A 20357-nucleotide genomic window follows, 5' to 3' on the forward strand; every position below is an offset into this window, starting at 1 on the left:
CCATTTCTCTTTCAATTTCGCTTACCTTATATCCAAGCCTCTCTGTCTGAAGATAGACTGGGGTTAAATTCAATGTAATTCCTACTTCAACATCAATATTGTTTTCCTTTACAGCTTTTACAACCTTAAAATGAGAAAGCATAATGTTGTGCACAACATCCATCGCAACTTTAAAATCTTTTATTCCTGGTGCGTGAACTCCATGCCAATGACCCAAAAAGGCAATACAATAAGGTTCATTAAATGTTATCCATTTTTTTACTTTAGCCTTGTAGCGGTTTATAAGAAGCATTGCATATTCAAAATAATGGTTTACAATTTCCTTGTTTGCCCAACCGCCAATGTCTTGTAGCTTTTGAGGAAGATCCCAGTGATAAATGGTGACAACAGGTTCGATACCGTTTTCAAAAAGCTTGTTGATGAGTCTATCATAAAACTCAAGACCTTTCTGATTCACAGTACCATAGCCATCTGGAAAGATTCTTGCCCATGCAATAGAAAACCTGTAGGCTTTAAGCCCAAGCTCTTTCATAAGAGAGACATCTTCTTCGAACCTGTGGTAATGGTCACACGCAACATCGCCTGTATGGCCGTATAGAATATTTCCTTTTTGATGAGAAAACCTGTCCCAAATAGACTCGCCTTTTCCATCTTCGTTCCATGCACCTTCAATCTGATATGATGCGGTTGCAGCACCCCACAGAAATCCTTTTGGAAAACTCATGTTGTGACCTCCTTGACTTAAAGCTTTTGTTTCTTTTGAAATCAATTACACTCATATCAAAATATATTGCCATATAAAATTTGAGTTTGCAAATAAAAATTTTAAGTGAATATAGCAAAATTTTTAGATGTTTTTCACCAGTAGATGTTTTAGAAAAGAAACAAAAAAAGAGACACACCACTTTAAATATGCAATGGTGTGCCTCCTCTTTTTTGTAGTTTTATTTTCCTGTCTTGAATATTATTTTCCCATTACAACTTCAACTACATTCTCATTGTCAAGCAATTCTACTGGAATCAAATTACCCACAATCTCTTTTCCATTTACTAATATCTTTTTAACACCTTTTGAAATATGGTCTGGATTTGAAACCTTAATGGAAAGTTTTCTTCCTCTGAAAACTCTCTCAACTTCAAAACCGTCCCACTGCTGTGGTATACATGGGTCAATAATAAGCCCTTTGTAGTGTGGGCGAACCCCTAGGATATACTGTGTTGCTGCAACAAATGCCCATGTTGCAGTACCTGTCAACCATGGATTTCGTGCTCGACCAAAATAATATGGATGTTCTTTTCCGGTGATAAACTGGGAATAAACATAAGGTTCTGTGGTATAGATTTCAGCAATATCATTTTTGTTTGCAGGAAGGAACGACATATAGTATTCAAAAGCATAATCGCCTCTTCCAAGTACAGCCTCTGCAATAATTACCCATGTATTAGCATGACAGAAAATAGCAGCATTTTCTTTTAATCCCGGCGGGAAAGAGGTTACAGCCCCAACCTCTATAATATAATCAACATAAGCTGGCCAGTTTTTAACACATCCATGTTCTGTTGCAAGGTATTTTTTGACACTGTCCATTGCCATTTTGCCTTTTTCATCAACAAAAGCGCCTGAGAATACTGACCATGACTGAGAATTTAGGAAAATCTTGCTCTGATCACTTTCTTTTGATCCAAGTTTTTTGGCGCTTGCCAAATACCCTCTTACAAACCACTCGCCATCCCATGTATACTCTTCCATTGCCTTTTTGATTTCATCTCTATAAGCTTTGTACTTTTCAACATCATCAGTCTTTCCAATATACTCAGCAAGTTCTATAAACTCAGATAAAGCCTTGTAATAAAGCTGGGTTGACCATGTACTCTCGCCACCGTCTTTGAGGTTGATACAGTCATTCCAGTCAGCAGCAAGACCAAGCAAAAGTCCATGTTTTCCCCTATGCCTCCATGAAAACTCCAAAGCTTGTTTTAAATGCTCATAAACAGAAGCGCTTGACTTGTCCGCATACTCAACAACTTCATCTAAGATAGAAAAATCACCTGTTTCTTTTATATAGTGTGGCACAGCAATCAAAAGCCATAAATGGTCATCTGAATAAATTCTATCTCGTGGAGGTATATTATGTTCTCCTTGAGCCCATGTAAGAGGCTGGAAATGATGCATCGCATATCCTTCAGAAAGCTGAGCCTTCAAAAGTTCAATAAGTCTTTTTCTTACCTCTTGAGGGATTGAATGTGCAACGCCCAGAACGTCCTGTGAAGAATCTCTAAAGCCAAGTCCGTCTCTTCCACCAGCTTCTATGAATGATGCAGACCTTGACCAGTTAAATGTTGTATGGCACTGATACTGATTCCATATATTCAACATCAAATTCATCTTTTCGCTTGGTGTTGAGCATTTGAACTTGCTAAGTCTGTCATCCCAATACTTTTGCACCTTTTCAAATTCTTTTTGGATATTTTCTTTTGATGCAAATAGTTTTTTATATTCTTTTCCTTCCTTGTATGCATCTCCTATTCCCAGTACAAACACTAAATATTCTTCCTGACCGGGCTGAAGTTCAATTTTTACCTGTGTTGCAGCGCATGGGTTTCCACCTATTGCAATTGACCCAAAACACCTGCCATTTTGAATAGCTTCTGGATTAGCCTCACTGTTATATGGACCAATAAACACATCTCTGTCTGTATCAAAACTTTCAATCTTTTTATTTGTGCATGTGAAAAAAGCTTTTGGTTCATAAGGACTCCAGAGCTTGATAGAATAATCTACAATTTCATCTTCTTTGTTGTAACCCATTCTGCAGGTGTAAAGAATATACTGAAAATCCATCATGTCAAGCATGGAATTCCAAAGACAGAACTCTGTATAAGTAAATACCGATAGTTCCTTTTTCTCACCTGACTCATTCTTGATTTTAACTTCCCAGATTTCAATTGGTTTGTCTACTGGCACAAAGATTTTTAAAGATGAGGTTATGTTGCTATATTTACTTTCAAATATTGAATATCCAAGACCGTGTCGACAGATGCTCAGGAACTTCTCAAGAGGCTTTCCAACAGGTTGCCAGCTTATTGACCAGAAGTCTTTTGTCTTTTCATCTTTGATATATACATATCTTCCAGGTCTGTCCATTGGGATGCTGTTAAACCTAAAACGAGTGACCCTTCCAAGTTTTGGAGATTTGTAAAAAGAATAACCTGAAGCATTGTTTGAGATTATAAGACAATAATCACTTGTTCCTAAATAATTTACCCATGAAGTTGGTGTTTTGGGGTTTGTTATAACATACTCTCTGTTTTGAGAATCAAAGTATCCATAATTCATAAAAAATACCCTCCTTAAAATTTTTCTATCCCATTATCACTTCAACAAAATGCTCTTTGCCATCTGAGAAAGCTGGTATTAAATTGGAAGGCATTTCTTTTCCATCAACAACAACTTTTTTAACACCTTTTGAAACACCATCAGGGTTTTTTACTTGAATGTTGTAAACTGCATTTCTAAATACCCTCTTTACAAAAAATTCTTTCCATTCCCTTGGTATGCAGGGGTCTATTAAAAGACCGTCATAATCAGGTCTTATTCCCAAAATCCACTGTGTCATTGCAACAAAATTCCATGCAGCAGATCCAGTGAGCCATGAATTTTTTGCTTCTCCCGGTTTGTATGCATCTTTTCCAGCAATCATCTGGCAGTATACATATGGTTCAAGCTTGTGCACATCGCTTATCTCTTCTCTGTACGATGGTGCGATCTTTGCCCAGTATTCAAATGCTCTGTCTCCTCTTCCAACTATGCACTCTGCTATCATAATCCACGGGTTGTTGTGACAAAAAACTGCTGCATTTTCCTTATAGCCGGGTGGATAGCTTGTAATCTCTCCTAAATGAATTTTATACTCAGTAAATGCCGGCTGAACCAGTACAATTCCATGTTCTGTATCAAGATACTTTTTAACAGAATCAAGTGCAGAGATAGCCTTTCCATCATCAAGTCCTATTCCTGCCATTACACAAAAACCTTGTGTTTCAATAAATATCTTACCCTCATCATTTTCTTTGCTTCCAACTTTGTTTCCAAAGTAGTCATATGCTCTTAAAAACCACTCGCCATCGTAACCATAATTTAAAATTGCCTCTTTCATCTTTTCAATGTGGTATTGTGCATCTTTTGCAATATCTTCTTTACCCAACCTTTCACAAATCTTTACAAATTCCTTTCCAACATAGACAAACATCCCTGCTATCATAACAGATTCTGCAGTTTTGCCGTCCTTGTTATCACATGTCTGGAACGACTCATCAGGGTTTGTTGAAAAAGCATTGAGGTTCAAACAGTCATTCCAGTCAGCCCTGCCTATGAGTGGAAGTCCATGCGGTCCTAAGTTGTTCACAACATGGTAAAATGCCCTTCTCAGGTGTTCAAACATTGAAGCAGCCTTTTGCGGGTCATTTTCAAAAGGAACAATTTCATCAAGAATGGACCAGTCTCCTGTTTCCTTGATGTAATGTGCAGTTGAGAGTATGAGCCACAACGGGTCGTCGTTGAAATTGCTACCTATTTCATTGTTGCCTCTTTTTGTAAGAGGCTGATATTGATGGTAAGCACCGCCATCTTCAAGCTGGGTTGCGGCTAAATCCAATATTCTTTCTCTTGCCCGTTCTGGTATCTGGTGAACAAAACCAAGAATATCTTGGTTAGAATCTCTGAACCCCATTCCTCTTCCTATTCCAGACTCAAAGTATGAAGCACTTCTTGACAGGTTGAATGTTACCATACACTGATACTGGTTCCAGATGTTTACCATTCTATCTACCTTGTCTATGCCAGTTAGAACGTTAAACTTGTTCAGTAGATTGCTCCAAAATAGCCTCAAATTTTCGAATGATCTTTGGACGTCTTCTGGGTTTTTGAATTTTTCTATCATTTTGTAAGCCTTTTCTTTGTTTATGACGCCTTTTTTAAGCCATTTTTTATCTTCATCATTTTCTACATAACCCAGCATAAATACAAGCTCTTTTGTCTCCCCTGGCTGCAAAGAGATTTTTATCATATGCGATGCAATGGGTGACCAGCCGTGAGCTTCTGAATTAAAACTTTGCCCATTTTCAACTGCCACAGGCGCATCAAACCCTCTGTAAAGACCAAGAAATGTGTCCCTGTCTGTGTCAAATCCATCGATTGGAACGTTTACAGAATAAAAAGAATAATGATTTCTACGCTCTCTGTACTCTGTTTTATGGTAAATCACAGAGCCTTCTATTTCAACCTCACCTGTACTTAAATTTCTTTGGAAGTTTGTCATATCGTCAAGCGCGTTCCAAAGACAAAACTCAATCAATGAAAAGAGTGTCAAATCCTTTGGCTGGGTAGATTTGTTTGTTATTTTAAGATAGTGTATCTCACAGTTTTCATCAACTGGCACAAAAAATGTTTGCTCCACCTCAACGCCATTTCTTCTTCCTGTTATGATTGTATATCCAAGACCATGGCGACATTCATAAAACTCAAGATCTTTTCTTGTTGGCATCCATGAGGGTGACCAGACATCCTCATTGTCTTTTATATAGAAATATCTTCCGCCCATATCAAGCGGAACGTTGTTATAACGAAATCTTGTTATTCTTCGAAGCCTTGCATCCTTATAAAAACAGTAACCTCCAGCGTGGTTTGAGATTAAAGATAAAAAGTCTTTCATTCCAAGATAGTTTATCCAAGGATATGGAGTAAGAGGTGTTGTTATGACATACTCTCTTTTGGCATCGTCAAAATATCCAAACTTCATTTTTTATTAAACTCCTTTCTAAAAGAAAGTCTTTGTTAGCCAATGAACTTATCTTAATTATATCTTTTTTGCCAAACTGCCTACTTTAATTATTTTGCCTTTATTTTGCACTATTTTGACATAAAACAGTCAATTATATCAGTTTGATTTTGGATATTAATAATCAGTCCGAATTGTGATATACTCAATATGGACAATGTTTCGGATTTGTTACAAAGGCAAAGTTTTAGAAAAGTAGTCTTGCAGAGAGGAAGAAGAAAGTTGAAAAAGGTTTGGATATTTAATCACTATGCAATTCCACCAAAAGTTGGAGGAATTACAAGGCATTTTGATTTTGCTAAGCAGCTTGCAGAAAGAGGTTATAGCGTTACCATCTTTGCTTCAAGTTTTGACCACAAACAGAGGGTTGAGATGTTAGAAAAAGGCAAGAAATTTAAAATAGAGGAATATGAGAAAATAAAGTTTGTGTGGATAAAGACGTTTCCTTATAAAAAGAATGATATAAAAAGACTTTTTAACATATTTTCATATGCCAAAAACCTTTATTTCATTGCAAGAAAGTTTGAAAGACCTGATGTAATATTGGCATCTTCATTTCATCCTCTTGCCTGGATTGTAGGGTATTTGCTGTCAAAAAAATTTAAATGTAAATTCATTGCAGAGGTCAGAGACCTTTGGCCGCAAAGTGGTATTGACCTTGGTGCTTTGAAGGAAGGAAGTGTAATTGTAAAGCTTTTAAGAAGTCTTGAAAAATTTATTTACACAAAAGCAGACTATGTTGTAACGGTATTGCCAAAGGCAGACCAGTACATAGAAAGTTTGGGTATTGATAAAAAGAAGATTGTTCATATTCCTAACGGATGTGATATAGAGAGATTTGATGGTCTTAAAAATGTTTTTTCAGAAGAAGCGAAAAAGATTTTAGACGAACATGAAGGATATTTTAAGGCTTGTTACTTGGGTGCGCTTGGACAGGCAAATGCAATGGAGACCATAATAGAGGCTGCAAAAATTGTTCAGGAAAATGTAGGTGATAGAATCCATTTTTTGATAATAGGTGACGGTCCTGAAAAAGAAAAGCTTGAGAACATGGCAAAGGAGCTTGGACTTAAAAATGTATTTTTTTATTCTCCTATCTCAAAGCTTTCTGTGCCAAGCTTACTTGAGCGCGTTGACATAACACTTGTTTCTATGCACAATCTAAAAGTTTACAGGTTTGGAATATCACTTAATAAGCTTTTTGACTATTTGTGTGCTGCAAAGCCGATTGTTTTTGCGGGAAATGTAGCAAATGATATTGTCAAAGAGTCGGGTGCAGGAATTTCCTGCCAAAGTTATGACAGCAAAGCATTTGCTGAGGCAATATTGAGCTTGTATGCTATGTCAAAAGAAGAAAGAGAGAGAATTGGACAAAAGGGAAGAGAGTATGTTCAAAAGCACCATGATATAAAGATGCTTTCAGACAGGTTAGAAAAAATATTATAAGCGGAGATGGTAGGAGATGAAATCATATATTAAAAGCTATCACAAGCTGAGCAAATTTTTTGTTGTCCTTATGGACATTTTACTTGTACACGCAGGTTATATAATTGCCTATATTATAAAATTCAATTTTACATTCCCAGAGAAAAATTTCATGCCTTACTATACATTAATTCCTCAAATAACTCTTTTTGCTCTTATACTTTTGAATATTTACGGACTTTATACAATAACAATGAAAACCATTAGCGAAATAGCATTTTCGCTGGGTCTGGCTCTAATGCTTCTACAATTTTTAACAGTTGTATCAACATTTTTCTACAGACACTTTGCTTTCCCACGAAGTATATTTATAATTGCCTTTTTTGTACAGTTTTTATTGCTTTTGGGTTGGAGAGGGTTTGTTTTATATGTCTTCAAAAGAGTTCAAGGTATCAAACATGTGCTTGTAGTTGGTGAGATCTCAAAAGCGCAGGAGTTTGCTCAAAAGCTTCAAAATATTTCAAAAGGGTGGATTGATGTAAAGTATGTTCTTGAGCCGAAGGCTATTGAAGAATTGATACCTTATATAAAAGTTGTGGATACAATTTATCTTTATTCAAAAATGGATGAAAATTTAAAAAGTGAGATTGTAAGAAAGGCGATAGAATTCAAAAAACATATTTTCATAGCACCAGACTTTAGAGATATATTGGTTTCAAGAGCGAGGGTGATTCAGTTTGATGATGTTGCAACACTTTCAATTGAACAGCCAGAGCTAACTTCTGAACAAAAGCTTATAAAAAGGGTGTGTGATATTCTTCTTGCTACAGTTACGCTGGTTATTGCTTTTCCTATAATGATCTTGATTGCAATTGCCATAAAACTTGACTCAGAAGGCCCAGTGATTTACAGGCAAAAAAGGATTACAGAAGGAGAGAGAGAGTTTTATGTTTTAAAGTTTAGGACAATGGTGAAAGATGCCGAGAAGATGACAGGCCCTGTTCTGGCAACCGAGAACGACCCGAGGATAACAAGGATTGGGAGATTTTTGCGCGCAACAAGACTTGATGAACTTCCGCAGCTTATAAATATTCTAAAGGGTGAGATGAGTTTTATAGGACCAAGACCAGAGCGTCCTTATTTTGTTGAGCAGTTTAAAAAGCTCTATCCTGAGTATTCTCTTCGCCACAATGTAAAGGCAGGGCTCACAGGGCTTGCACAGGTTTACGGCAAGTATGCAACAACCCCAGAAGACAAGCTCAGGCTTGATTTGATATATATAAAGAATTATTCTGTTTTTTTGGACATCAAGATTTTGCTGTTGACCTTAAAAACAATTTTTACCAAAGAGGCAGCTGAGGGAGTAAAAGCTAAAAATGAATAGGACTGCTTTTCGATTTTGAAAGGCAGCCCTCTGTTTTGTAAAAAATTTCAATAAAAATAAGCAATCGGCATAAAACGGCACTACCAATTGGGTAATGCACTGCCGACTGCTATACGTTGTTCCATACCTCATCGTCAATATCGTTGTTCCAAAAATCTATACTACTCTCACTGGCGGACACCAAATCACTTAATAACTTTTTGTCTTGCTTGTGTTTTAAAAACAAAATAAAGTCAATAACTTCTGCAAGTTGACTTTCCGGGATTTCCTCAATTAGCTTTAATAAAAGATTTTTATTTGCTTTCACTAATTTCACCTCTGAATTAATATACTATACCTCATTATTTTTCTAATGGGAGTTCTTCTTAGAAGTGTAGTCTCATAATCCTAAAACATTGTAGAATTGTTTATTTTGGTGGAGGCGGGGGGATTTGAACCCCCGTCCGAAGGCATCGAACCCCAAACTTCTCCGGGTGCAGTCAGTGTACTAAATTCTCGGGAAGAAAACGCCCACTGACAGGCTTTTTCTTCCCCAGCCTGAGATTAGTTCCAAAAGTAAGGCTCAGGCGACCTTACTTTCGGTGCCCCACGACGGTTGGCGCCCGGCTCGGAGGCCGTGGGCACCTCCGGCGGACGTTAGCTGCGCTTTAGGCAGCTAAAGCGAGTTCTGTTCTGTCTGCAGTTATTTTTCTTCTCGGTTTTTTATAGTGGCACCGAGAAAACCACTACCCGCTATTTGGAATCCGACTGCCCCCGTCGAATTCCAAAACACGCCCCCTTATCTTAAATACTCCTTCATTTTCTTTCTTATCTCAAGCTCAGCATCCCTTTTTGCTATTGCTTCACGCTTATCAAAAAGTTTTTTACCTTTTGCAACTGCAAGCTCTACTTTTATTTTACCTCTTTTGATATAAATCTTCAATGGGATTAAAGTGTAACCTTTTTGCTGAACATAACCCGCAAGCCTGTTTATCTCGTGTTTGTGCAAGAGTAATTTTCTATCTCTCATCGGGTCAACGTTAAAGATGTTGCCTTTTTCATAGGGGCTTATATGCATGTTGTAGAGAAAGACTTCACCATTTTCAACCCTGGCAAAACTGTCTTTGAGATTAACATGACCAAGGCGCACAGACTTTACTTCAGTGCCTTTTAGCTCAATTCCTGCTTCGATTGTCTCTTCAATGAAGTAGTCATGATATGCTTTGCGGTTTGTTGCAATGACTTTTATATCGTCTTGTTTATTCTTTTCAGCCATTTAATTCAACTCCTACGTTTGGTTGCAATTTATATTTCTTTGCAAACTTCTATTATATATTAGTTATAGCAATTTGTCAACTTTCAGTACCCATTTGCTTATTTAAATTTTGGCTTTCTCTTCAAGTTTTTCCTCTCTTATCTTTTTCCTTATCTAATATTAGCATTATTATCTAATAGCATTGGTTTCAAACAATCAAGAACTATTATTTTGCCATTATCAACATCTTTTTATATTCGATATTATTTAAATATCCAAAAAGCTTGCTTTTTTATTTCGGAACACTCATCTATTAATTTCTTCAATGTATGGCTTGTTTCTCTTGACTTATAGTTAACTCTAACAGATATAATTTTAAACAAGAAAATTGAAAACAGAGTAGATTGATAATGGAGGTAGAATAAATAATGCAATACATAGATTTTGGGAAAACAGGCATAAGAACATCTCTTCTTGGCTTTGGTGCGATGAGACTTCCTATCATTGGTGAAGATGCATCTCAGATCGATGAAGAAAAGGCAATAGAGATGATAAGGTTTGCAATCGAACACGGTGTGAACTACGTTGATACTGCATATCCATATCATGGAGGGAACAGCGAAAAGATAGTTGGAAAAGCTTTGCAAAATGGTTACAGAGAAAAGGTCTTACTTGCAACCAAATCTCCTGTATGGCAAGTCGAAAAACACGAAGATTTTGAGAGATTTTTGGACCAGCAACTGGAAAAACTTCAAACTGATCATGTGGACATGTACCTTATGCACGCTCTCAACAAGGAAAGATGGGAAAAAATAAAAACTTTGAGGTTCTTTGAATTCTTTGAAAAAGCAAAGGCACAGGGGAAAATAAGATTTGCAGGGTTTTCCTTCCATGACAAATACCCCACATTTAAAGAGATAGTGGATGGCTACGATGGATGGGATTTCTGTCAAATCCAGCTAAATTACATGGATGTCAATTACCAGGCAGGAGTCAGAGGCTTAAAGTACGCTGCTTCCAAGGGACTTGCAGTAGTAATAATGGAACCGTTGAAGGGTGGAAAATTAGCAAAGCTTCCACAGAAAGTGCAAGACATTCTCGAAAGAAGTGGGAAAGATTGGTCTGCAGTGGAGTGGAGTTTCAGATGGCTTGGAAACTTTCCAGAGGTTTCTGTTATACTAAGTGGAATGAGCACTTTGGAACATGTGAAAGAGAATGTTGAAATCATGAAAAATGTAATCCCAAACAACCTGACTGAAGTGGACTTGAAACTGATCGAAGAGGTAAGAAAAACACTTGGATCTTTTGCAGTGATAAACTGCACAGAATGTGGCTACTGCATGCCATGTCCAAGCGGTGTGGATATTCCCGAAAATTTCAGAGTGTATAATGAAACTGTTATGTTTGGAGATTGGAGAGGTGGAAGAGGAATATACAAATGGCTTGAGGGACAGAAGACAGCTGCGTCTTTTTGCAAGGAGTGTGGAGAGTGCCTTAGTAAGTGTCCACAAAGATTAGAAATTCCTTCTCTTCTTAAAAAAGTTAACAGTGAACTGACAGAGGTGAAATGGGGAGGGGTAGACAATGCCACATTTCAAAATTCTCATCGCTTGTTTTTCTCGAAAGGGGAACAATTATCTCAATGGCAAAATTACAAACTTGGCAATTGGGAATACAAAAATAGTGGCTCAAAAAATACAAAAATTGACAGGAGGTGATTTATTCGAAATCAAACCAGCAAAACAATACCCGGAAGATTATTACGAAACGATAGAAGTAGCAAAAGAAGAAAAAAGAAAAAATGCCAGACCAGAACTGGCAAATAAACTCGAGGATATAAGCCCATATGAAGTGGTTTTCCTCGGTTATCCTAACTGGTGGGGAACAATGCCAATGGCAGTATTTACTTTTTTAGAGTCTTACGATTTTGCAGGAAAGACCATTGCTCCATTTTGCACACATGAAGGAAGTGGACTTGGGAGCAGTGAACGCGACATAAAGAAACTGTGCCCAAACGCAAATGTATTGCCAGGATTAGCTATTAGAGGGAGCAGTGTTAACCAAGCTGATAAGGATATTCAAAACTGGTTATCAAGGCTTGGGTTATTAACTTAAAAAATGATTTGATGTGCAAATTATTACATAATTTAGCTACGGGCTCTTTTTAAAGGAGCCTATTTTTTTGTTTTGTTTATTTGCTAACAATAAATTAAAATAGGTATTAGGAGGTGTGTAAATGATGACAATAACAGAAGTTAGCAAGAAATATGGTCTTTCAGCTCATACACTTCGGTATTATGAGCGAATTGGTTTGATACCTAAGGCACATAGAAACGAAAATGGAATTAGATATTATACTGAAGAAGACTGTAGATGGATTGAATTTATATTATGTATGCGAAAGGCTGGGGTTGAAATTGAGACACTACTTGAATATGTAAATCTTCTACACCGAGGTGATGAAACAATAGAGCAAAGGAGACAACTTTTGATAAAACAAAGAGATAAACTTATTTTGCGAATGAAAGAAATAAAGAAGGCTTTGGAGAAGCTAAATTACAAAATTAAAGATTATGAATCAAAAATTGTTCCTGTAGAAAAGGATTTGATGAAGTTGAATTTTAATAGGAGCTTAATGGATTAGAGACCACAATATTTCTCCAACCTTTATATGGTATACAGCAAATGTGAAATGATCTATGTTAAAAACTCATTTGTATTTTATGGTTATTACTGAGAAAAGGCACATGACTTATCATTGGCAAATAAGCAATAGTAGGTAATTCAAAACATGTAAATTCTTGTGTTACTGTATGAGCAGAGCTTACACCAAACTTGGTTGGAGAAGTATTTAAAAGCAATACAAATCCGAAAGCAATATAATTATTTCTTTTTTAAGATTAATGGAAAAATACGAATTGAAAGGAGGGTGAAGGCTTAGTTTATAAATAGCAGTATCATAGATAAACTAAGCCACAAAAAATGGCCATACTTTTATTAGCTTTTATTTACATATCGTTTATTAGTTTAGGCTTACCTGACTCAATGTTGGGCGCTGCTTGGCCTGTTATAAGAAGCGATTTAAATTTGCCAGTTTATACAGCTGGTATTATTTCTTTGACCATAACATGTTCCACTGTTATTTCAAGCATGTTAAATCCATTTATCGTAAAGAAAATAGGAACAGGTAAAATTGTTGTTATAAGTACGTTATTTTCTTCCGTTGGACTATTTACTTTTTCACATGCACCTTCATTTGCTTTATTGTGTTTGAGTGCAGTACTTATAGGCTTGGGAGGAGGAAGTATTGATGCAGCTTTGAATAATTTTGTAGCTTTGCATTATCAGGCAAAACATATGAATTGGCTGCACTCGTTGTGGGGTGTTGGGACAACTTTAGGTTCTTATATAATTTCGATTTTTATAGTATATCCAGAGGGTTGGAGAAAGGGATATTTAGTTGTTTCGGCGTTTCAACTTTTGTTAGCAACGTTATTTTTTATTTTGCTTCCGGTGTGGAATATATATGAAAAAGACAATAATAATAAAAGCTCAAATATTAGGAAAAATGAGCGCAAAAAATCATTGCTGTTTGCAAGTGCAGCAATATCAATAATTACATTTTTCTTCTATTGTGCTATTGAAACCACGACAGGGTTGTGGGCAAGCAGTTTTTTAGTAAATTACAAGCATATTTCTCCTTCTATTGCTGCAAAAGGAACATCTTCCTTTTTCTTTGGAATAACAATAGGAAGAATTTTGTCTGGATTTGTGAGCATGAAGTTGAGCGGTAAAAAAATTATCAGGTTATCCTTGGCTTTATTATTCACTGGTATTTTTGTTTTATTAACAGATGTTCCACAAATGATATACTTATTTGGTTTTGCACTAATTGGTTTTGGCTGTGCACCTATTTTCCCAACAATGATGCATGAAACGCCAAAAAGATTTGGTGAAGATATTTCGCACATTGTAATAAGTATGCAAATGGCTGCCGGATATTTGGGCAGCGCACTTGCTCCTTTGCTATTTGGAGTTGTTATATCAATAATTGGAGTTTATGTGTTGCCATTATATTTGCTGATCTTGCTTTTTATTTTGACGCTTTTTACAGAGCTATTAAATTATCGGTTAAATAAAAAAGCAGAAGGTTTGTAGCAAATTCTTTCTGATTTTTATAATACATTTACAAATTTATTTTGGTAAGATGAAAAAATGTTGTATAATATATTTAGAAACCTTAACAAATGGTGAAAGTATTTATGTTTGTAGTTAATATTCAAACTCAAAAAAAAAGATAAGGATTCAACTGTTCAAAAATGCATTTACGAGGTTATAGACTTTGATGATAGATTGCCTTTAAAGATATTTTATCACAATCTTCCGTTTGTTCAACATCACTGGCACGAAGCGTTAGAGTTGATTTTCGTTGTTTGTGGTAATGTGACTGTTGTCAAGAATGGAATGATATATAAGTTAGGTAGTGAAGATATATTATTGGTTAACTCCAATGAAATTCATACGACATATTTGGATAATAGTGGTATTATTCTTGTTCTTCAAATATCCTCACGTTTTATTAAAGAAAATACAGGTGTTGAGAAAATCACATTTAATTCACTGTTGTCAATTCCTGAGAGTAAGTTTGATGTTGATAAAGTAAATGAAATAAAGAAATCTGTGCTTGAAATTATGCTTTTGCATAATAAAAAAGCTGAAAGTGTAGGCCTTGAAATAAAAAGTAAATTATATCATTTATTATATTTGCTGACTTCTTATTTTAAAGATAACTGTGAAAAAATCTCTTTGGAAGAGAAAAAGGAATGCCAGAGAGAAAGACTGCAAAGAATTAAAAGAATTATTAAACTTATCGATGGTAGAAGAGGTATTACTATTTTGTGCAGATAGCCTAACAGATTTAAAAGAAGCAATAGAAGCAGTGTTTCCAAAAAGCGATATTCAAAGGTGTATTATTCATCAGTCAAGTCAATTCGTTCAAATATGTTTCATACAAGCATATAAAAGAATTTTCAAAGGATTTTAAAAAAGTATATCAGGCAACTAATGAAGAAGAAGCACTGGAAAATTTTTATCATGTAAAAGAAAAATGGGGGAAACAGTATCCTTATGCGTTCAGGAGTTGGGAAAGCAACTGGAAGCTACTGACTTCGTTTTTTAAGTTTCCCCCGGCAGAATAAGGAAGATAATTTATACAACAAACATCATAGAAGGAGTTCATAGACAATTTAGAAAAGTGACAAAGGCAAAATCAGTATTTCCAAACGATACAGCGTTAGAGAAAATGCTTTATCTTGCAACAAAAAATGTTGTAAGAAAGTGGACACAGAGGTACAGAAATTGGGATATAATATTAAATCAGCTTTTGATAATGTATCCAGAACGTTTAAGTGAATATATAAATTAATAACAAACCTCAGTTCGCTTTTAGATTGCTTCCATGGAAGCAATCTAAAACAAATTAGAACCAGAAAAATCAGAGCAATATATTCCAGTATTAAATTTTGTCCAGCTTTTAAAAAATTTATGCATAAAAATTTTTAAAATGGTGATACTAAAAAATAGAAGGTAGACAAGATTATCCTGAATTTAAATACACAAAATTATTTACAGACCCTTTTAAAAATTATCCTCTAATTTTTGGATCAATTCACCATCTTTCCAGATACCTTTAATTACTTCACCTGTTGCTTTATACATTGTCCCAGTTCCATTCATTTTATCGTTTTTCCACTCACCTTCATATCTATCCCCATCAGCCCATGTGTATATTCCATACCCTTCTTTGACTCCGTTTTTCCACTCACCTTCGTACTTATCACCATTTGCCCATATATATGTGCCTTTCCCATTTATCTTGTCATTCTTCCATTCTCCTTCATACTTATCTCCGTTTGCAAAAGTGCACGTTCCTCTGCCATCAAACATGCCATTTTTGAAATCGCCTTTATAAACATCTCCATTTGCGCTGTAATATTCTCCATATCCATCCATTGTATCATTTTTCCAATCACCTATATACTCATCTCCATTGCTCCACTTGCAGTAGCCATAGCCATGTCTCATACCATCTTTTATCTCACCTTCGTAATAAAAATCTTTCCCCTCTATTACATGTTCCAGTCTAAAAAGCTGTGATAAACTTAAATTCTTATTACCTTTAAGAGATTTTATTTTCTCAGAAGGAATCACCATCAGATATTTTTTATTAGGATTCTCATTATAATACCCTGTAAATCCAATACCAATAACCTCGCCCCTGAAATTAAAAGCTGCCATCCCAGTATCGTCCTTCTTAATAGCCTCTCCACCAAGAACAAATATCCCGTTATCTTTATCATATTCAGAAACAAACACATTTGTATAAATAGCTGATGTACTAATTACTACCACTCTATCACCTGGTTTGACCTTAGTTGAGTCGCCTATTTTTACATATGGCAGATTTTTAGCCCCTTTCAATTTTAAAATCGCTATATCCTTTGAAACATCATAGTCTATAACCTTTTCAACTTCATATCTCTGATTTCCAATATATACTTCCGCTTTCTGAAGATAATCGATAGCAGTATAAGTTGTTAATATCTTCCCATCAGGTGATAGCAAAATACCACAATATGTAAAAACCTTACTTTCTTTGTTATAACCTTTTAAAACAACAACCTTGTTCTTTTCTTTCTTGAGCTCATCTAAGGTCCAATACCTCACATTGAGTGTTAATATAACATCTTTCTTATAATTTTGAACTTTACCTTTAAATACAAATCTACCCACATTTTGAGTAGATACTCTATTAGGAGTCCATTTTACAGGAACATAAACTACTTTCTTATCAGAAAGAGTAGCCTTGACTTTGCTTGGCAAAGTAAAACTGTCTCCAACTTTTACTATAATGTTTAAATTATCAATTTTCACAATTTTAGTTTTGGTTTGAGCTGATAAAACAAACTGAAAACCTGATATAATGCTCAGAAAACAAATAACAATAATTACTTTTCTAATTATTTCCTTCATTATGTCATACACCTCCACATAAAAGTTTGTAGTAATGCCTTCTTATTATTCCACTATTTGAGCTATGCTGTCTGTAATACGTAGGTAAAGACTACTTTTTAGCTTTATACGTTTGTTTTTAATATACCTGATTCTATGCCATATACACTTGGAGTTATCACAAAATAGTCTTCCAAGATGTACAATCCATCAATAAAAAACTTTACTTTCCACTTACCTGTAGGCATTTCATCGCTTATCTGTATGTAATGCCACTCAGTTATGTTGTCCATTCTCTCATCATCACTCCAAACAATACCACTGCTTTGATCAAAAAATTCCCCATTAGGCTTATACCAAAGTATACTGCTTTGATGAAAACCCAAAACATCTTTATACTCAATCCTCACACATACCTTCTCGTCTTTCCTTGAAAAAGCTCTTTTATAAATTAACTCCCCACTTTCAACTGTATCATTGCAAAAGCTAAAGTCTTTAACATATATACTTGGTTCAAAATCATATGTTAAGATTTCTCCGTTGGCATTTATAGCTATGCAGGAAAATATCTGCCCGTCTTCTGTTGGCAGTGTAAACGGTGCTGCCCAGTCTATCAGCCTTATATTGTCGTCAATCACAAAAATGTATCTATAAATATCAGAAGGATTCAAATCCAGCTCACACACAAAACTATCATCTCCTCTTGTCATCGGAATATATTTTTTTCCTGTCTTCTCTGATATGATTTCTAAATAAACTCTCTCTGCTTCTAAAAATGTGCATTCAAACCTGTACTTCATTATTTCCAACCCCTCTTTGCTATCTCTTTATCACTTCTAAGTACATTTGTAGTCATACACTTTTTTCTGTTTTCCTCAACCCATCTTTTCCACATAACCTCAAGTTCTTTCTTCTCTTCCTCACTTAGCTTAAACTCTTTTACCCACCTCTGAAAAAATGGAAATGGATAAAGTTGTATATTACTCTTCCCAAAACCTATCAACGCTTTCTTGCCTTTTTCAATATCTCCTACCTTTCGATAATAGTAAATCCCTAAATACTCTGGATCTTCTTTCTTCATAATCTCTTCTGCCTCTTTATATTTGCCATCAATTAGTTTGTTCAAAAACTCTAACATTTTTAGTTGAAAATTATAATTCTTAAAATAATCCTTGTACTTGGGATAATTTTTTTTCCAAATATCATACACTTCTCTTAATTTATCCTTCATACCTAATTCATAATAGCAGTCTCCTGAATATGATAATAGTTCAATATACTCTTTTAAAAATTCATTCTCTTTATCCTCCTTAACAAGTTGTAAAAACTTTTCTATGTATTCAAGTGCTTTCTTGTAATTTCCATATGCTTCTATATATATTACTCCAAGTGAATAATATGCTCGTCCATTAAAATCCCAGGTTGTTTTAGGCTCATCCAAGTCATTAATATTTAAAGATCTTTTTATCCAGTAAACAGCTTCACTCATTCTTTTTATCTCACCAAGTTCCTGACTTCTCTTTCCAACTGCTACACCTTTATAAAAATAAGCAACCTTTTTAACCCACAATGAGGTATCACTGTTTAACTGCTTCAAAGCAAGGTCTGCATAATACTCCTCCATCATCGGATTACCTATCAGATTGGCTATTTCACACATTTTGAAGTAACCACTAATTTTACCATCAGAAGTTTTAGCATTTTTAACAATCCATTTCGCAAGAGCTGCCGCGTTATTATACTCCCCTCTATCTATCATCCCATTTATCACACTAAGTGTATCATCTATTGACAAAGTGTTCATTATAACTTTGTCATCTACAATGATATATCTGTTTGAAAAAAATTTAAAACCAAAATAAACCAGTATTAAACCTATCAATCCAATTATCAGCCACTTTCTGCTTTTTCTCATCCTTTTCAACTCTCATTCCCCTTCTTACTACAAACTTTTTTACCGGGTATATTTTATCAAAAAGCAATTACTCTCTTCAATACAAAGCACACAGAGCTCTTTGCAAAGCTCTGTGTGCAAAGATTTAATGACCAAAAGCTGGTTTTGCCACTTTTGTCGTAACATCAAATACTTTTTTAAGTTTTCCTAAATTACCAGATACTTTGGCTGCCTTTGCTAACTTATCCAATCCTTTGGTACCTGCTATACTAACCCCTACTTCAAACAGTGCTTTCCCTACCATTTCTCCTTTTTTGTAAACATCACCATTTACAAATTCTTTCTTTGCCTTAGCAACAGATTGCTCTACATATTTTAATGCTGCCTGAGGATGTTTAACTACCACTTTTACCCCTTCTACAATCTGTTTTGGATGAGTTACAACATCAACTAAACTCTTTGCAGTATTTACAGCCCCTTTGAAAACTCCAACAGCAACTCCTATCTTAAACTTTGTATCATTTGGTACTGCGAGCCATACACCCTGCATAGTGGTCTTTATCTTATTAAAAGTTTTCTCATCAATGCTTAACCCTACGCTTTTTTCGGAAGTTATCTTACCTGTTGATAAAGAATGAGTTACCTTAGCTAAATTTATTTCAGCTTTTCCATTGCTCTTTACTGCTCCCCCAACTGTTACATTAACTTCCTGATTATGTGTCTTCAAAAGCACCAGTTTTGTTCCACCTACAATCTCAGCACCCCTTTTGTTAACTGTTACTTTCATTTCATTTTTTACATTTTTCCCTATTGCAGTTTCTGTTGAAGCCTCAAATTTCTTATTTACTTTTCTCTTCTCTAATTCCAAATTCAATTTACCAGAATTGCTGTGCTCAACAAAACCAGAAGCCTTCTTTGTATTTGCTTTGTACTGAGAAGATTTTTCAACTCCTACTTCTCCACTTACTGAAGATGTAAATTTTAGATACATTTTGTTGCCTGCTACATTCAAGGTTATTTTTTTTCTCTTTTATAGTTTTATTCCCTACAACAGAAATACTATTTGTTGTTGTAACATCTACAGCTTTTTTCAAACCTTCTTTAATATCCTTTGCAACGGTCTCTAATTTTTTCCCAGTTGATTTTACTACTGAAGAAATTTTGTGCTCTACTGTTTTAACTGTGTTATTCAAATTTGAAACTGTAGATTTTACAAAATTGTTGACTTTGTTCTGAATACTTTTTGCAGTGTCACTAATATCTTTTTTGATATTTGAAAAAATACCCAAAATCCCTCCACTATTTCGTGTATTCGAACCATGAGTTTTACTGCTGGTAGAAGCTTTTTGCAAAGAAGTGTTTGAAAGTGTAACTTTGTATGCAGCAGTAGACTGCACAGAAGGTTTATTAGGCACAATCCAACCTGTTGAAAGCGATCGTGCAGAAACACTATGATTGGAACTATTGACCTTAATATTGTTGTGAGTATTCTTAATCAGGTTATAATTCGTAATAATTTTACTACTCATACCCCTCACTCCTCGTTTCTCAATTTTTGTTTGATTATATCCC

The 20357-nt window shown here is 35.1% G+C and carries 17 protein-coding genes, 1 other RNA gene and 1 pseudogene (1 of these 19 only partly in view); 8 read left to right on the plus strand and 11 right to left on the minus strand.

All coding sequences use genetic code 11. The annotated features are described in order from the left end of the window. The 3 genes from ELD05_RS02305 to ELD05_RS02315 form a co-directional block, all read right to left on the minus strand. Positions 1-724, minus strand: the 5' portion of a protein-coding gene (locus tag ELD05_RS02305; RefSeq protein ID WP_127351205.1) for a GH1 family beta-glucosidase. It extends 635 nt beyond the left edge of the window; only the first 724 of its 1359 coding nucleotides appear in the window; its start codon is at positions 722-724; its stop codon lies beyond the left edge, outside the window. 240 nt (positions 725-964) lie between these two features. After that, positions 965-3337 carry a GH36-type glycosyl hydrolase domain-containing protein gene (locus ELD05_RS02310; RefSeq protein WP_127351206.1) on the minus strand — a complete coding sequence of 791 codons (2373 nt, stop codon included), beginning with the start codon at positions 3335-3337 and terminating at the stop codon, positions 965-967. Between the two features lie 25 nt (positions 3338-3362). Next, the gene (locus tag ELD05_RS02315) at positions 3363-5798 is read right to left on the minus strand and encodes a GH36-type glycosyl hydrolase domain-containing protein (protein ID WP_127351207.1); all 2436 of its coding nucleotides are present in this window, start codon (positions 5796-5798) and stop codon (positions 3363-3365) included. Between the two features lie 261 nt (positions 5799-6059). Between ELD05_RS02315 and ELD05_RS02320 the strand changes: the two genes are divergently transcribed. Both ELD05_RS02320 and ELD05_RS02325 read left to right on the plus strand, forming a co-directional pair. Beyond that, the gene (locus ELD05_RS02320) at positions 6060-7283 is read left to right on the plus strand and encodes a glycosyltransferase family 4 protein (protein WP_127351208.1); all 1224 of its coding nucleotides are present in this window, start codon (positions 6060-6062) and stop codon (positions 7281-7283) included. A gap of 16 nt (positions 7284-7299) precedes the next feature. Next, on the plus strand, positions 7300-8646 hold the full coding sequence (locus tag ELD05_RS02325; protein ID WP_127351209.1) for a sugar transferase: 1347 nt from the start codon (positions 7300-7302) through the stop codon (positions 8644-8646). A gap of 109 nt (positions 8647-8755) precedes the next feature. On the opposite strand, the gene ELD05_RS02330 is transcribed toward ELD05_RS02325, so the two are convergent. From ELD05_RS02330 to smpB, 3 genes are all read right to left on the minus strand, one after another. Beyond that, positions 8756-8953: a DUF2281 domain-containing protein gene (locus tag ELD05_RS02330; protein ID WP_127351210.1), complete on the minus strand. Its 198-nt coding sequence runs from the start codon at positions 8951-8953 to the stop codon at positions 8756-8758. A 106-nt stretch (positions 8954-9059) separates the two neighbouring features. Beyond that, positions 9060-9424: a transfer-messenger RNA gene (gene ssrA / locus ELD05_RS02335) on the minus strand. Beyond that, positions 9425-9901, minus strand: coding sequence for an SsrA-binding protein SmpB (gene smpB, locus ELD05_RS02340; protein ID WP_127351211.1), 477 nt, complete (start codon positions 9899-9901; stop codon positions 9425-9427). Between the two features lie 407 nt (positions 9902-10308). On the opposite strand from smpB, the gene ELD05_RS02345 reads away from it, so the two are divergent. The 6 genes and pseudogenes from ELD05_RS02345 to ELD05_RS02370 form a co-directional block, all read left to right on the plus strand. Continuing rightward, positions 10309-11598: an aldo/keto reductase gene (locus ELD05_RS02345; RefSeq protein ID WP_241243575.1), complete on the plus strand. Its 1290-nt coding sequence runs from the start codon at positions 10309-10311 to the stop codon at positions 11596-11598. Further along, positions 11564-11995, plus strand: a complete 432-nt coding sequence (locus tag ELD05_RS02350; protein ID WP_241243576.1) for a flavodoxin — start codon at positions 11564-11566, stop codon at positions 11993-11995. The genes ELD05_RS02345 and ELD05_RS02350 overlap by 35 nt, the downstream gene beginning before the upstream one ends. Positions 11996-12119: 124 nt before the next feature. Beyond that, the gene (locus ELD05_RS02355; protein ID WP_127352910.1) at positions 12120-12524 is read left to right on the plus strand and encodes a MerR family transcriptional regulator; all 405 of its coding nucleotides are present in this window, start codon (positions 12120-12122) and stop codon (positions 12522-12524) included. 338 nt (positions 12525-12862) lie between these two features. After that, on the plus strand, positions 12863-14038 hold the full coding sequence (locus ELD05_RS02360; protein WP_127351213.1) for an MFS transporter: 1176 nt from the start codon (positions 12863-12865) through the stop codon (positions 14036-14038). A 195-nt stretch (positions 14039-14233) separates the two neighbouring features. After that, the gene (locus tag ELD05_RS02365) at positions 14234-14788 is read left to right on the plus strand and encodes an AraC family ligand binding domain-containing protein (RefSeq protein ID WP_164742566.1); all 555 of its coding nucleotides are present in this window, start codon (positions 14234-14236) and stop codon (positions 14786-14788) included. Then, positions 14757-15305, plus strand: a pseudogene (locus tag ELD05_RS02370) (IS256 family transposase); the annotation flags it as partial. The gene ELD05_RS02365 and the pseudogene ELD05_RS02370, both read left to right, overlap by 32 nt. Positions 15306-15517: 212 nt before the next feature. On the opposite strand, the gene ELD05_RS02375 reads toward ELD05_RS02370, so the two are convergent. From ELD05_RS02375 to ELD05_RS14270, 5 genes are all read right to left on the minus strand, one after another. Further along, entirely contained in the window at positions 15518-16912 is a 1395-nt protein-coding gene (locus ELD05_RS02375) for an Ig-like domain-containing protein (protein WP_127351215.1), read from the minus strand. Between the two features lie 104 nt (positions 16913-17016). After that, positions 17017-17691, minus strand: a complete 675-nt coding sequence (locus ELD05_RS02380; protein WP_127351216.1) for a hypothetical protein — start codon at positions 17689-17691, stop codon at positions 17017-17019. Next, on the minus strand, positions 17691-18806 hold the full coding sequence (locus ELD05_RS02385; protein ID WP_127352911.1) for a tetratricopeptide repeat protein: 1116 nt from the start codon (positions 18804-18806) through the stop codon (positions 17691-17693). Before ELD05_RS02385 ends, ELD05_RS02380 begins: the two co-directional genes overlap by 1 nt. A gap of 124 nt (positions 18807-18930) precedes the next feature. Continuing rightward, the gene (locus ELD05_RS14265) at positions 18931-19797 is read right to left on the minus strand and encodes a hypothetical protein (protein WP_241243578.1); all 867 of its coding nucleotides are present in this window, start codon (positions 19795-19797) and stop codon (positions 18931-18933) included. Beyond that, a complete protein-coding gene (locus tag ELD05_RS14270; protein ID WP_241243579.1) occupies positions 19730-20314 on the minus strand; it encodes a hypothetical protein in 585 nt (194 codons plus the stop codon). The genes ELD05_RS14265 and ELD05_RS14270 overlap by 68 nt, the downstream gene beginning before the upstream one ends. Positions 20315-20357: the final 43 nt, after the last annotated feature.

Origin of the sequence: Caldicellulosiruptor changbaiensis (assembly GCF_003999255.1) — a bacterium.
In the GTDB taxonomy this organism is placed as follows: domain Bacteria; phylum Bacillota; class Thermoanaerobacteria; order Caldicellulosiruptorales; family Caldicellulosiruptoraceae; genus Caldicellulosiruptor; species Caldicellulosiruptor changbaiensis.